Annotated in this window: 11 protein-coding genes; 6 read left to right on the top strand and 5 right to left on the bottom strand. The window is 44.8% G+C overall.

What is annotated here, in order from left to right:
* Positions 1-82 precede the first annotated feature (82 nt).
* From AC07NA_RS10485 to AC07NA_RS10475, 3 genes are all read left to right on the top strand, one after another.
* Positions 83-1,063, top strand: a complete 981-nt coding sequence (locus AC07NA_RS10485; protein WP_494897525.1) for a UDP-glucuronic acid decarboxylase family protein — start codon at positions 83-85, stop codon at positions 1,061-1,063.
* A gap of 175 nt (positions 1,064-1,238) precedes the next feature.
* Entirely contained in the window at positions 1,239-3,674 is a 2,436-nt protein-coding gene (locus AC07NA_RS10480) for a penicillin acylase family protein (protein ID WP_494897524.1), read from the top strand.
* 17 nt (positions 3,675-3,691) lie between these two features.
* Positions 3,692-4,057, top strand: a complete 366-nt coding sequence (locus AC07NA_RS10475) for a hypothetical protein (protein WP_494897523.1) — start codon at positions 3,692-3,694, stop codon at positions 4,055-4,057.
* 20 nt (positions 4,058-4,077) lie between these two features.
* On the opposite strand, the gene AC07NA_RS10470 is transcribed toward AC07NA_RS10475, so the two are convergent.
* The 3 genes from AC07NA_RS10470 to AC07NA_RS10460 all read right to left on the bottom strand — a co-directional run bounded on the left by AC07NA_RS10470 (position 4,078) and on the right by AC07NA_RS10460 (position 6,564).
* Positions 4,078-4,665: an NUDIX hydrolase gene (locus AC07NA_RS10470; protein ID WP_494897522.1), complete on the bottom strand. Its 588-nt coding sequence runs from the start codon at positions 4,663-4,665 to the stop codon at positions 4,078-4,080.
* A 149-nt stretch (positions 4,666-4,814) separates the two neighbouring features.
* Entirely contained in the window at positions 4,815-5,171 is a 357-nt protein-coding gene (locus AC07NA_RS10465) for a helix-turn-helix domain-containing protein (RefSeq protein WP_494897521.1), read from the bottom strand.
* Between the two features lie 379 nt (positions 5,172-5,550).
* On the bottom strand, positions 5,551-6,564 hold the full coding sequence (locus AC07NA_RS10460) for a zinc-binding alcohol dehydrogenase family protein (RefSeq protein WP_494897520.1): 1,014 nt from the start codon (positions 6,562-6,564) through the stop codon (positions 5,551-5,553).
* Between the two features lie 152 nt (positions 6,565-6,716).
* Between AC07NA_RS10460 and AC07NA_RS10455 the strand changes: the two genes are divergently transcribed.
* On the top strand, positions 6,717-7,583 hold the full coding sequence (locus AC07NA_RS10455) for an AraC family transcriptional regulator (protein WP_494897519.1): 867 nt from the start codon (positions 6,717-6,719) through the stop codon (positions 7,581-7,583).
* Between the two features lie 7 nt (positions 7,584-7,590).
* Here AC07NA_RS10455 and AC07NA_RS10450 read toward each other — a convergent pair whose 3' ends face one another.
* Positions 7,591-9,234, bottom strand: coding sequence for an alpha-L-fucosidase (locus AC07NA_RS10450; RefSeq protein WP_494897518.1), 1,644 nt, complete (start codon positions 9,232-9,234; stop codon positions 7,591-7,593).
* A 491-nt stretch (positions 9,235-9,725) separates the two neighbouring features.
* Between AC07NA_RS10450 and AC07NA_RS10445 the strand changes: the two genes are divergently transcribed.
* Positions 9,726-11,411, top strand: a complete 1,686-nt coding sequence (locus AC07NA_RS10445; protein WP_494897517.1) for a sodium:solute symporter family transporter — start codon at positions 9,726-9,728, stop codon at positions 11,409-11,411.
* Between the two features lie 240 nt (positions 11,412-11,651).
* Here the strand turns inward: AC07NA_RS10445 and AC07NA_RS10440 are convergent, their stop codons facing one another.
* Positions 11,652-12,203 (bottom strand): uracil-DNA glycosylase family protein, encoded by a 552-nt coding sequence (locus AC07NA_RS10440; RefSeq protein ID WP_494897516.1) that lies wholly within the window; start codon positions 12,201-12,203, stop codon positions 11,652-11,654.
* A 196-nt stretch (positions 12,204-12,399) separates the two neighbouring features.
* On the opposite strand from AC07NA_RS10440, the gene AC07NA_RS10435 reads away from it, so the two are divergent.
* Positions 12,400-12,891 carry a hypothetical protein gene (locus AC07NA_RS10435; RefSeq protein ID WP_494897515.1) on the top strand — a complete coding sequence of 164 codons (492 nt, stop codon included), beginning with the start codon at positions 12,400-12,402 and terminating at the stop codon, positions 12,889-12,891.
* Positions 12,892-12,979: the final 88 nt, after the last annotated feature.

Genomic DNA, 12,979 nt, shown 5'->3' with positions numbered 1-12,979 from the left:
CCTCTTTGCTCACAAAGAGGGCTTTTTGCAATAAACCCGATAAGGGCAACCTTAACTATCTGTTCACAAGATTAAAAATATTATGTCGAGAAAACGTATACTGATCACCGGGGCCGCGGGCTTCTTAGGGTCGCACCTGTGCGACAGGTTTATCAAAGAAGATTACCATGTAATTGGTATGGACAACCTGATTACAGGCGACCTGCGTAACATTGAGCACCTGTTTAAACTGGAGAACTTCGAGTTTTATAACCACGATGTATCCAGCTTTGTACACGTACACGGCGATCTGCACTACATCCTGCACTTCGCATCACCGGCCAGCCCGATAGATTACCTGAAGATCCCTATCCAAACTTTGAAGGTAGGCTCATTAGGTACGCATAACCTGTTGGGTTTAGCCAAAGTAAAAGGCGCGAGAATGCTGATCGCTTCTACCTCAGAAGTATATGGCGACCCGAACATTAACCCACAACCTGAAGAATACTGGGGTAACGTAAACCCGGTTGGTCCGCGTGGTGTATATGATGAAGCCAAGCGTTTCCAGGAAGCTATTACCATGGCTTACCATACTTTTCATGGATTGGAAACCCGCATCATCCGTATTTTCAACACTTACGGCCCAAGGATGCGATTGAATGACGGCCGTGTATTGCCTGCATTCATCGGTCAGGCCTTGAGAGGCGAATCATTAACCATGTTTGGTGATGGTTCACAAACCCGTTCGTTCTGCTATGTAGATGATTTGGTTGAAGGTATTTATCGCTTATTATTCAGCGATTATGCACAGCCGATGAACATTGGTAACCCAGATGAGATCACCATCCGCCAGTTTGGTGAGGAGATCATTAAACTAACGGGAACAGATCAGGAACTGATCAGCTTGCCATTGCCGGTTGACGATCCGAAACAACGCCGTCCGGATATCACCAAAGCCAAAGCCATACTGGGCTGGGAGCCGAAGGTATCGCGTAGCGAAGGTTTAAAGATCACGCTTGACTACTTTAAGTCATTGCCTGATGCCGAGATCCGTCACAAAGATTTCGCATACTATAACAAGTAATAGAAGAGCTAATAATTAGGGTGTTTAAACTTCGCCGGTTAGGAACGACCACAACCTGACCGGCGGGTTTGAACTATAATGGTGACGCGCCCGATATTTATATGAGGCCGATGGCACTATAATTAGCTAACTTTTATAATTATATCTATTTTAGTGAGCCATTAAATAATCCTCAATGAAGCTTTTAAAAGCCAGCCTGTCACTTGCCGTAACCGTTGCATTGCTTTGGGCGTTACAAACCAAATTTGGTGATATCCCCGCGTTAGGTAACCTGCTTAACCCGGTATCGGGCTTTTGGCAAAATGCCGAGAGCAAAAACGCCAAAACTAACGACGAGCTAAGTTTACCCGGTTTACAGGGAGCGGTTACTATTCAGTTTGATGAGCGCCGCATTCCGCATATTTTCGCGGGCAATGATCATGATTTGTATTATGCGCAGGGCTACATTACCGCCCGCGACCGCCTGTGGCAAATGGATATCCAAACCCGCAGCGCATCGGGCCGCTTGGCAGAGGTAATTGGCAATAAGGCCTTAGAAACCGACCGTTACAATCGCCGCATGGGTATGGTTTACGGTGCAGAAAACACGCTGCGCGGTATCATGAAAGACCCTGTAATGAAGCAGGTGATTGAGGCCTATACCGATGGTGTGAACGCTTACATAAAATCCCTCGCTCCGAAGGATTACCCGATAGAATATAAACTACTCGATTATAAACCTGAATTATGGAAGCCCATTAACTGCGCTTTCCTGTTAAAATTGATGTCGCAAACACTGGCCGGCGGATCAGACCAGTTTGCCATGACCAACACCCTCAACAAGTTTGGCGCGTCGATAGTAAAAGACCTCTTTCCGGATTACCCCATGTTTGAGTCGCCTATTATACCGGCAGGCACCAAATGGAATTTTAAACCGGTTGCCATTCCGCAGCCGTCAAAAAGCTTTTTAGCGCAAACATCCGATGTCAACACGCGCCAAAAGGTAGAAGGTATTGGCAGCAACAACTGGGCTATCAGCGGCAGCAAATCGGCCAGCGGCTACCCTATTTTAGCTAACGACCCTCACCTTAACCTCTCCTATCCATCTATTTGGTACCAGGCACAGCTATCGGCACCGGGTGTAAATGTTTACGGGGTATCCTTACCCGGCGCACCGGGCATAGTGATAGGTTATAACCAAAAAATAAGCTGGGGAGTTACCAATGTTGATGCCTCCGTGCTTGATTGGTACCAGATAAAATTTAAGGATGCCGCCAAAACCGAATACTGGTACAATAACCGCTGGAACAAAGTTACCCGCCGTATAGAAGTGATCGGCATCCGCGGTAAAAAACCTTTGTATGATACCGTGCTGTACACCCACCATGGCCCGGTAGTATATGAAAGCGCCGATAAAAAAACGGAAGATGCACCTGATAATATCCCGGTAGGCAATGCCCTGCGCTGGGTGGCGCATGATGAGTCGGACGAGTTTAAGACCTTTTACCTGCTCAATCGCGGCAGCAATTATAACGACTATCGCGAAGCATTGAAATATTACACCGCCCCGGCGCAAAACTTCATATTTGCCGATGCTGATAAAGACATTGCCATAACACCAAATGGTAAATTCCCGCTTAAATATAAAGAGCAGGGCAAGTTTATAATGGACGGCAGCGACCCTGGAAACGACTGGCATGGCTTTATCCCATACGAGCAAAATCCAACGGTTAAAAATCCGGCTCAGGGTTATTTGAGTTCGGCTAACCAGTCATCAACAGATCCAACGTACCCTTACTATATCAACTGGCATTTTGGTGGTTATGAACGCGGCAAACGTATAAATGACAGGTTGGCTGCCATGCAAAACGCTACCGTAGATAGTTTGCGCGTTTTACAAACCGACGATTACAGCATTGGCGCGCAGGATGTTTTACCTACCCTGCTACGCTATGTTGACGCCACTAAACTGGACGCGCCACAAACCGACGCGTTAAAAACAGTAAGCGTGTGGAACAAACATTTCGCGGCGAACGCCATAGGCGCTACCATTTTTGACCTTTGGTGGAGAAAGTTTTACGAGCTAACCTGGGACAAAGCCTTCAGCGATAAAAAGGCCCCCCTTGCGGCACCATCAAGAGACAGGACAGAGAAGCTCCTGTTAAAAGAACCAACATCAAAATGGTTCGATGATAAACAGACCCCGGCCATAGAAACTGCGAGCGACATAGTGAATAAGGCATTTATTGCCGCTATTGATCAGCTGATACGTGAACACGGCGATCAGGGGCAGGACTGGGAATGGGGCCGCATAAAAAGAATGTCGGTAACGCACCTTACAAGGCAGGCGGCATTCAGCTCGGGCAATTTTATTTCGGGCGGAACGGGTTCAACCGTTAACGCGCTTATTGGCGGGCACGGGCCTTCATGGCGCATGGTGGTACAATTAGGTCCGCAGGTAAAAGGCTACGGCATTTTGCCGGGCGGCGAATCGGGCAATCCGGGTAGTTTTTATTACGACGATATGCTGCCCACCTGGAAAGATGGCAAACTCGACGAATTGTTATACCTGCAATCCGCCGACGAAAAGTCGTCACGGATAAAAAGCACACTTAAACTAAAAGGTAAATAAACTTAAATACCCAAGCGATGATATTATTTGCAGCCATACTGGCACTTACTTTTATTAGCGGTTTCTTTTTACCCTGGTGGCTGGCCGCTTTAATTGGCCTTGTGCTTGCCTTTTTAATAAAAACAAACGGCAGCGCTTTTTGGTCGGGTGGTGTGGCTGTGGCATTGGCCTGGCTGGCATTGGCCTTACTTAAGAGTTTCCCCAACCAGCATATACTGGCCAACAGGGTGGCAAAATTATTCCACCTGCCTAACTGGGTATTTATTTTAGGAGTTACCGTGGTAATTGGTGGCCTGATAGGAGGTTTTTCGGCCTTATCGGGCAGTTTGTTAAGGGCAGCGGTTGGCCCGAGCAATCAACCAAAAGCGGCTACAGCAAAGTAAAAAACAGTTATATTATCAACTTACAGCAAAGCTTTCAACTCAAAAATATCCGGGTAGCGTAAGGCTGCCTTCAATATAAAATTGAGTGAATCCGTTACCCATATTTCACCGTTTATGGCCTGGCGTAATACCTCGGGCGCGGGCATTAAAACTACTTCTATCTCCTCGGTTTCATCCAGCTTCTGCACGGTGTTGATCTCGGCATCAAACAATAAAAAACCGTATGTGACCTGGTTAAGCTTTGTAGGATTGTTGGCTATCTTACCCAACGGGATCAGCTTTTCTGCCGTTGTTTTTATACCGGTTTCTTCCTCCAGCTCGTTTACTGCCGATTCGATAATGCTCTTATTTTTTTGCTGCATGCCACCCGGCAATTCAAGCAGCACCTGCCCTAAGGCATGCTTGTATTGCTTTACCAATACCACCTCATTGTTAGCGGTAATAGCCAATACCTGAGCCACATCGCCCAGCGGCGAAAAATAGTAATCATCGATCACCTTGCCATTGGCCAACCTCACGGTATGCTTTACAAGCGGAAACCAATGGCTGGGCGATACATCTTCTTCGTTCAGTAAAGTCCATACTTTTCCCGCAGTATCAAATGGCATACTTCAGCTTTTTTAATAATGTTAAAATGTAAATCACTGTTGCCTAAGCTACGAAACAGCTTAGCATGTACAAACAGTTAAAAAACGGCATTCGCAATAACGAAATTATCGCAAGCCAATATCAATCATAGGTGTTGCCAAAAAGGCGATTAATAAACAGCTCTTTCAGTTAGTAACTGGCTGTATTTTTCGAGCAGGAACAGGTATTTATCTTTCCATACCTTAGCATCCGACTGCTCCTGTGGTGCCCTTAACGTAGGTCTTTGCCTGCGATAACTTTCGGGGTTATTAAAATCGTTCTTGGTAAAAAATTCAGGAAAATCCACCGAAAAATCGTGCTCAAGCACACATCCAATCTGGAAAATGATATCTGCTTTCAGATATTTTTGATTAAACCAATGGTATACCATGCCCCTGTTTACAGACGTTTGCCTGGCCAGGTCGGTAATACTGTAATTTTTTCTTCTAACTAATCGTTCTACAATTTGACCGTGATGCTTTATCATAATTCCGCTCCAATTACAAAAGGGTTATTAAATATGCCGGGGGTATATAATTATTAACGCATTTTAATTAGGGGTATTAATGCAATATTAACTGTTCAATTTTCGTGCCTTTTAACCTTTTTATTAGCAAAAACGAAAAAAACCACTATTTGAGTTAATACATTGACATTTAATGCCTTGATTATTGCTACTAATGTTAAATTAATAATTCGGGGCGACTAATAGGGGAAATTAGAGATAACATAACGGGTAATAAATTCTACAATGGGTAAATAATTGCCCAAATAATTCTTGGCGTGTTATTTGGTATAAGTCGATCTGTTATACATTTTTGACCACATTTATTACTCAATATTTATTCACAAAAACTTCACAGTTATTATAAGATAACTATCGCTTTAACTACATTTTCGCTTGGGGAAAGCAGCGACGAGAATTTTGAAACTACTTCGACAAAATTTAACCTATGGGTAATAAAACTGTGCAATTGTACGCTACCCGACACAACTGATGCCAAAACCTGATCGAAATCGGCACGCAAAGCATTCCTGCTGCTCATCAATGTTCCCTCACGCTTATGAAACTCTGGGTGACTAAAGCTGATATCGCCACCCTGCAAGCCAACCAACACATATTTACCGCCATGCGCCATATAACGAAAGCCGGTATTAATTGCCGCAAGGTTTCCGGTAGCATCCATTACTACCGAAGGCATACTGCCATTTGTATAGTCGTTCAGTATAGCAAACGCATCTTCAGTTTCAATATTGATAACAGCATCGATACCTAACACTGTAGTGCAAAAATTTAAACGGAAGCTATTCCTGTCGGCCACTATTACTTTGGCGCCGCTTTGTTTTGCAAACGTTATACATGCCATACCGATTGGCCCCGCGCCCATTACCAAAACGGTATCATCTCCGCTAATACCTGCCCTGTTAACCGCATGCGCGCCAATGGCAAATGGTTCTATCAAAACCAGTTCATCGTAACCCAGGCCTTGCCCATGCACCAGCGAGGATATGGGCACCACAAGATATTCGGCAAGGCCGCCATCCTGGTGCACACCGCATACTTTAAGCCGCACGCAGCAGTTGTATTTACCTATGTTGCAAGCCCGGCAATTACCGCAATTAAAATATGGGATTATGGTAACGGCTTCGCCAGGTTTAAAATCAGATACGCCATTCAATTCTGCAACATCGCCCGATAGCTCGTGCCCCAAAACCCTGGGGTAATTAAAATATGGCTGTTTACCTTCAAAAGCATGCAGATCGGTACCGCAAACACCAACACGTTTTATCTTAATTAACGCATGCCCAGGCGGTACCTGCGGAACAGGGCTTTCGAGGTAACGCAATTCATAAGGTTTTACGCAGCTTAATATTTTCATTTATTTATCGGGGAAGAATGGTTTTTCGATAACTCAAATTAAGCTACCAACACGTGGGTAATGTTACAGGTAATTAACCAGCTATTAAGTCAATTTAACCCGCTATTGATCATTTGTAATCTTTTAATGTAAATTAGCCATATAAACCAATAATGAAACCGCAATTATTAAAAGTAAACAGCCAGCCCGAATACTCATTTAATGTGAGGCAAGACATGCTGCCCAACGTTAATAACAACTGGCATTACCATCCTGAGATAGAACTGATCCATTTTCACAGAGGGCGCGGAACACAGTTTGTTGGCGACAACATGAAGCGTTTTAGCGCAGGAGACATGGTTTTGGTGGGCAAAAACCTGCCTCATTACTGGAAATATGATGAAGACACTACTCCCGCTGATGAAACTAATAACGGCCCCTACTCTACCGTTATCCACTTTTACGATAATTTTTGGAGCGATCAGTTTTTAAACCTGCCCGAAAACAGGTGCATAAAACAAGTGCTTGAAGCCGCGGGCAGGGGTTTGCAAATACACGGAGAAACAGCCAAACGGGTAGCCTGCATTATGGATAAGCTTGTACACAGCCACGGCCCTATGCGCATATTATTATTGATAGAGGCGCTGATAGAGATAAGCGGCAACGAAAAAGCATGGCTCTCCTCCGCAGGGTTTAGGCCGGTGTTTGACGAGGCCGATAAAGCACGTATCAATCTTATTTATGCTTATTCGTTCGCGCATTTTAGGGAGAAGATAGCGTTGGATACCATTGCGGATGTAGCCAGTGTAAGGCCGCAATCGTTTTGCCGGTATTTTAAATCGAAAACCAGCAAAACCTACTCGCAATTTATTAACGAACTGCGAATAGGCTATGCCTGCAAATTACTGATGGAAAACCGCATCAGTGTAAAACAGATTTGCTTTGAGAGCGGCTTTAACAATTTTTCAAGTTTCCATACCTGTTTTAAAAACATCACGGGTAAAAGTCCGCTGAATTACAGGCTTGGTATTGCCGGGTAAGTTAAACTTACACTACGCCGCTTATACTAAAAACCACGGCATGCTGTGCAGCAACAGGTAACGCCGGGAATTTGATAGTTAAACCTTCGGACTGCTGTTTCCACTCTAACTTACCATTATAACCCAGTAAGGTAACTTTAGTTACGCTCGCCGTATTACCGTCTTTTTTAGCTAATGAAGTGATAGATACTTCGCCGCCTACCGGTATCCCCAATAATATAGCGTACAGCTTACCTTTTTTGGTGGTAAAGCGAATATCCTCAGCGGTGAATGGTTTGCCTTTACCCTCGTTAAAGCCCTGCGCGCTCAATGGCGCTGCCGATGCCAGTGCCGGTCCCTCGCCAAACGTTTTCCACGGCCGTGTACCGAATATGCATTCTTCGTTGATCTTCATCCAGGCGGCAATGCCGGTAAGCACCTCGCGCTCCTGCTCATCTATGCTACCATCGCCCCGCAAAGGGATATTAAGTAAAAGGTTGCCATTTTTACTTACTACATCGGCAAGCGTGTGGATCACCGTTTTGGCATTCTTATATCCCTTTTGTTCAAATATGCGCCTGTCGTAATGCCAGCTGCCTATGCAGGTATCGGTTTGCCAGGCAAACTCCTCTATTTTATTGCTTTGGCCGCGCTCAATATCCCATACCATGCACTTGCGCTGCTGCTCATCCAGTATTTTGCCAAACACCGTAGCCTTTAGCTTGCCATTGCGTTTTATACTTTGGTTGTACATGTGGGCAGCTATCTTCAAACCCGCGTCGCTTATTGGCCACAAGGGTAACGCGGTATCATCAAAGTAGATTAGTTCGGGCTGGTATTTGTCTATCAATTCCACCGTCCTGTTCAGGAATTTATTGATATAGGCATCAGTTGGTTGCGAAGCCCCATCGCCCCAATTCCACTGACTATGTATAGAACCATTATTATGACTTTCGGCACTTAAAGCATGTTGCTGGGCGTACAAATCCTGCGGATCAAAACCATCCCACCATTTACCCTTACCATCTGCCGCGGTAAGCTTACCATCATAAGGTATACCGGCATAAGGTCCGTTTTTATCAGCCCTTTGGGCAGTTTCCATCCAGGTCCAGGTGTGGGCGGCATGCACCGTTACGCCAAAAGGCAAGCCTTGTTTTTTGGCGGCTTTGGCCCAGCCTGCTATCAGGTCTTTCTTGGGCCCTAATTTTACGGAGTTCCAGGGTTGGTGCGAGCTATCGTACAGATCGAAATTATCGTGATGATTAGCTAATGCCATAAAGTATTTAGCCCCGGCACTTTTATATAAAGCCATTAACTCCTCGGGTTGCCAGTTTTCGGCCTTCCACTCATTAATAACATCTTTAAATCCAAACTTTGAAGGATGCCCGTATTTTTGTACATGGTATTTATACTGATCGCTCCCCTCCTCGTACATGCCGCGGGCATACCAGTCGCCACGTTCGGGTTGGCATTGCGGCCCCCAGTGCGCCCATATACCAAACTTGGCATCCCTAAACCAATCGGGCACCTTATATGCACTTAATGAAGCCCATGTAGGTTCAAATACATTAGCCCCGGCAAGCATAGCGCTGTTACCTGCCGCCAACACCTTTGAAAACTGAAAGGCCGCCGCTGCCACGGCCAAACTGCGTATTGCTTCTCTTCTTTTCATAAAAATTTCTTCGGTATAAAAATCAATCGATTGCCGTTGCTTTAGTTAAGTTTATTTAACTACCTGTTGTGTGAAATTAACGAGGGGGACCATAGACGATAGTCGATAGTCCATGGTTAGTGGTCAGTAATCAGTATAAAAATATGATTTTAGATTTAACCGCGGAGGTAACGGAGTTTTGCACGGAGTTTCGCGGAGGTTTTGATGACGTATAATGAGTTTTTAACGGCGGGCAGCATCTTATAGTAGCTTTGACAACTTTTAAAAAGTTGTCAAAACTACTACACAAATACCTGCAAGAGCATAAGACTACTGTGCACCCGCAAATACATCTGTCACTACAAAACACTCAAACCCGAAACCCCGAACCTGAAACCTCATCTGCAACATTATTTTATCTTTTCCCGAAGAATTTGCTTAATATAGTCGGTTATTTAACCGATGGCTTTTGCCGGTTGTATTGTCAATTATCTCACAATTCAATTTTTAATATGCGCGCTATTTCCTGGGCCGACCTTTTGGTGTTCTTCGTTTACTTTATTATAGTAGCTGTTTATGGTTACATGGTATACCGCCGCAAAAAAGCGGAAACCAATTCAAGTTCACACAGCTTCTTTTTGGCCGAAGGGTCGTTAACGTGGTGGGCCATCGGTGCATCTATCATCGCATCAAATATTTCGGCCGAGCAATTTATCGGCATGAGCGGCGATGGTTTCTTTGCCGGTATTGCGGTGGCTATTTACGAGTGGGTTGGCGCGGCCGCGCTTATTATTGTGGCGGTGTTTTTTATGCCGGTATATATCAAAAACCGCATCTATACCATGCCGCAGTTCCTGCAAGACAGGTATAACAGCGGCGTGGCATTGGTAATGTCTATCTTTTGGCTGTTCCTGTATGTGTTTATCAACCTTACGGCCATTTTATACCTGGGGGCGCTGGCTATTAACAGCTTACTTGGCGGGCAATATTTCCACGAGATACTGATTGCGCTGGCTATTTTCGGGGTGATCATCGCGCTGGGCGGGATGCAGGTGGTTGGCTATACTGATGTAATACAGGTAGCGGTGCTCATCATCGGCGGACTGGCAATTACCTACCTGTCGCTTACAATTGTGAGCGATAAGTTCGGCTTTGGCAGCAACGCGTTCATCGGTTTCAAAATGCTATTGAAAGATGCGCCCGATCACTTCCACCTCATCTTTAAAAAACCCGCGCCGGGTGCTTCTATGGAAACCATCAGCAAGTACCTTATACTGCCCGGTTTTGCCATGTATGCAGGCGGTCAGTGGATAAGTAACCTCAACTATTGGGGCTGTAACCAGTACATAACACAACGTGCATTAGGTGCCAATATCCATACGGCGCGTACCGGTATTTTATTCGCCAGTTTTTTAAAAATACTGATGCCGGTAATTGTAATGCTACCGGGTATTGTAGCTTTCGTACTATATAAAAACGGACATCTGCCCCAACTTGCCAACGGCAAAGACGGCGCTTATTCGGCCATATTATCTTTCCTTCCATCGGGCTTAAAAGGCCTTTCACTGGCAGTATTAACGGCTGCTATCGTGGCGTCATTAGCGGGTAAAGTGAACAGTATAGCTACCATTTTCACGCTTGATGTTTACAAAAAATACCTGAATGTACAAGCCCCCGAACGTAAAATGGTTTGGACTGGCAGGATAGCCATTATAGCGAGTTTACTGATCTCGGTTATACTTACATGGAACGATACATTGGGCATAGGCCGGGCCGGTGGTTATACCTTCGTGCAAAAATATTCGAGCTTTGTTAGTCCGGGAGTACTGGCTACCTTTTTGTTGGGTATGTTTTGGAAACGCACTACGGGTGAAGCAGCCGTTATCGGTATTATTACAGGCTTCGCGGCTTCGGTATTCTTTAACCAGTTTGCCGTAAGCGTATTGGGCAGCGAAACATGGCTGTACACCGCCTTTAAAAACCCTGCCGGGGAAATGGAGATCCCATTCTTTATATCGCTGAGCTGGTCGTTCTTGCTTACATTTTTTGTGATGATAGGCATCAGTTTAGCCCGACCGCAGGCACAGGTTAAAACCATACAGGTTGATGCCGGCATGTTTAAACTGAAAGGCTCATCAATAATTGGTATCGCTATTATATTGCTGTTGCTATCGGTTATTTATGTGCGCTTTTGGTAGTTGTTTGAGGGGAAAGGATAAAGCGGAAAGGTAAAAGCAGAAAGCAATTTCGCCGACGCTTGGCTGCGGCCAAGTGTCAGTTATTACCCGGCCTCCGGCCGTTCGTAAAGCATAGTTGATATAAAACTGCGGCGGGACGCCGCGGGATAGCTGACACTCGGCAAGAGCCGAGCGTCGGCATTTTTTAATGATCTAAATTTTTTAAGCTCCTGATTCCTGACTCTTATCTCTTGCTTCTAACTACGGCCTCAGGCAGGTCTTTTTCAAAACGATCGTATCGTTCCATTGCTGTTGCTTTTCGGGGCTGAAAAAGCGTGCCGGGGTTTCCAGTTTGCAGATCCGGATGTTCTTTTGCTTGCAGTGCGCAGCTATCGCGTTAACCTGCACACGCATATTAGGGATACCGTTAAATGTTTTGCGGGTAAAGTAAATCGCTTTTAAATTGGGCAGGGTATCTATCAGACTTACAATATCTTTCCATTGCTGCACGTGGCTGTCAATAAAATCGTCGTCAATATTGGTTTCTTCACCATCGGGTACATCAAGGGCATGTATCAGGTCGGCAAAATCAATTTTGTGCCTGGCCATAAATACCTGCTTTTCTGCGAGCGATGCTTCTTTTAGTACCGGCTCATTAAAACATTCGGGCAGTAAGTGCCACAGGAAATTACGTGCCCTACCATAAAAAAAATCAGGACTGCCCGGGATATCCGGATTAAAAGTACCGAGTATCAGTGTTTCTGTTTTCGCGCTTACCTCGTGCTCCCTGAATTTATGCAATACTACTCCCATGCCTTATGTTCCGTTTCTGTTTATACAGCGGGCAAATTAGCAAAAATTAAATTGGCATAGTATAAAGTAGAAAACGGGAGATATTATACGCCAACTTTTGTGAAAAATATTTGTTTAATTTTTGGCCGACAGAACTAAACCATTTGAGTTGAAAAGCGTCTAAAAACATGTAATTTTATATTAAAATAAAACCGGTATGAAAAAGCTCCTTTTTGCAGCACTGCTGATCGCATTTACATCATATCAAACCATAGCGCAGGTACTGCCCCGCCTTGATAAATATAACCTCGAAACTGAAGAAGGCGCTATTGATGCCGATAGTGTAGCCCTAAAAGTTGCAGATTTCCTTTTCAAAACACCACTGATACGCGACGATAACAGCCGCTTACGTGCCGGTGTATTTTTAAATAAATGGATGGAGGCCACGCCTACCTATACCTTTATGATAGACGAAGACATACTGGATAACTTTGAAGGCGATTTCGACCTGAAAGACCTTTATATGGCAGCCCTTACCCGTTTCACCCTGCAAAACCCTAACGAAAAGAACGAAGACAAAATATCAGTTGAAGCCATGAAACAAGTTTTGGCCTATGCCAATAATGATGACAATATGGTGCTCCTATCCAAACGAATGGAGAAACTGATAGCCGCCAACGAAAAAGGGAAACTGGAAAAGGCACTGTAGTTTGAAATTCAAAAGTAAAAATTCAAAAAAGTCATACTGGGTAGGGTTAGGATGACAATCGACCTGCTTATGCCGTATTGCTGCTATT

The organism is Mucilaginibacter sp. GW821-FHT07G05, from assembly GCF_059418565.1.
The sequence above is the reverse complement of the archived record's forward strand: the minus strand, read 5'-3'. Positions and strand labels throughout refer to the sequence as shown.

Excerpts from the sequence above, each read along its gene's own strand:
- AC07NA_RS10460 (WP_494897520.1), bottom strand. The coding sequence starts at position 6,564 with ATGAAAATATTAAGCTGCGTAAAACCTTATGAATTGCGTTACCTCGAA.
- AC07NA_RS10435 (WP_494897515.1), top strand. The coding sequence starts at position 12,400 with ATGAAAAAGCTCCTTTTTGCAGCACTGCTGATCGCATTTACATCATAT.
- AC07NA_RS10480 (WP_494897524.1), top strand. The coding sequence starts at position 1,239 with ATGAAGCTTTTAAAAGCCAGCCTGTCACTTGCCGTAACCGTTGCATTG.
- AC07NA_RS10445 (WP_494897517.1), top strand. The coding sequence starts at position 9,726 with ATGCGCGCTATTTCCTGGGCCGACCTTTTGGTGTTCTTCGTTTACTTT.
- AC07NA_RS10485 (WP_494897525.1), top strand. The coding sequence starts at position 83 with ATGTCGAGAAAACGTATACTGATCACCGGGGCCGCGGGCTTCTTAGGG.
- AC07NA_RS10465 (WP_494897521.1), bottom strand. The coding sequence starts at position 5,171 with ATGATAAAGCATCACGGTCAAATTGTAGAACGATTAGTTAGAAGAAAA.
- AC07NA_RS10455 (WP_494897519.1), top strand. The coding sequence starts at position 6,717 with ATGAAACCGCAATTATTAAAAGTAAACAGCCAGCCCGAATACTCATTT.
- AC07NA_RS10470 (WP_494897522.1), bottom strand. The coding sequence starts at position 4,665 with ATGCCATTTGATACTGCGGGAAAAGTATGGACTTTACTGAACGAAGAA.
- AC07NA_RS10475 (WP_494897523.1), top strand. The coding sequence starts at position 3,692 with ATGATATTATTTGCAGCCATACTGGCACTTACTTTTATTAGCGGTTTC.
- AC07NA_RS10450 (WP_494897518.1), bottom strand. The coding sequence starts at position 9,234 with ATGAAAAGAAGAGAAGCAATACGCAGTTTGGCCGTGGCAGCGGCGGCC.
- AC07NA_RS10440 (WP_494897516.1), bottom strand. The coding sequence starts at position 12,203 with ATGGGAGTAGTATTGCATAAATTCAGGGAGCACGAGGTAAGCGCGAAA.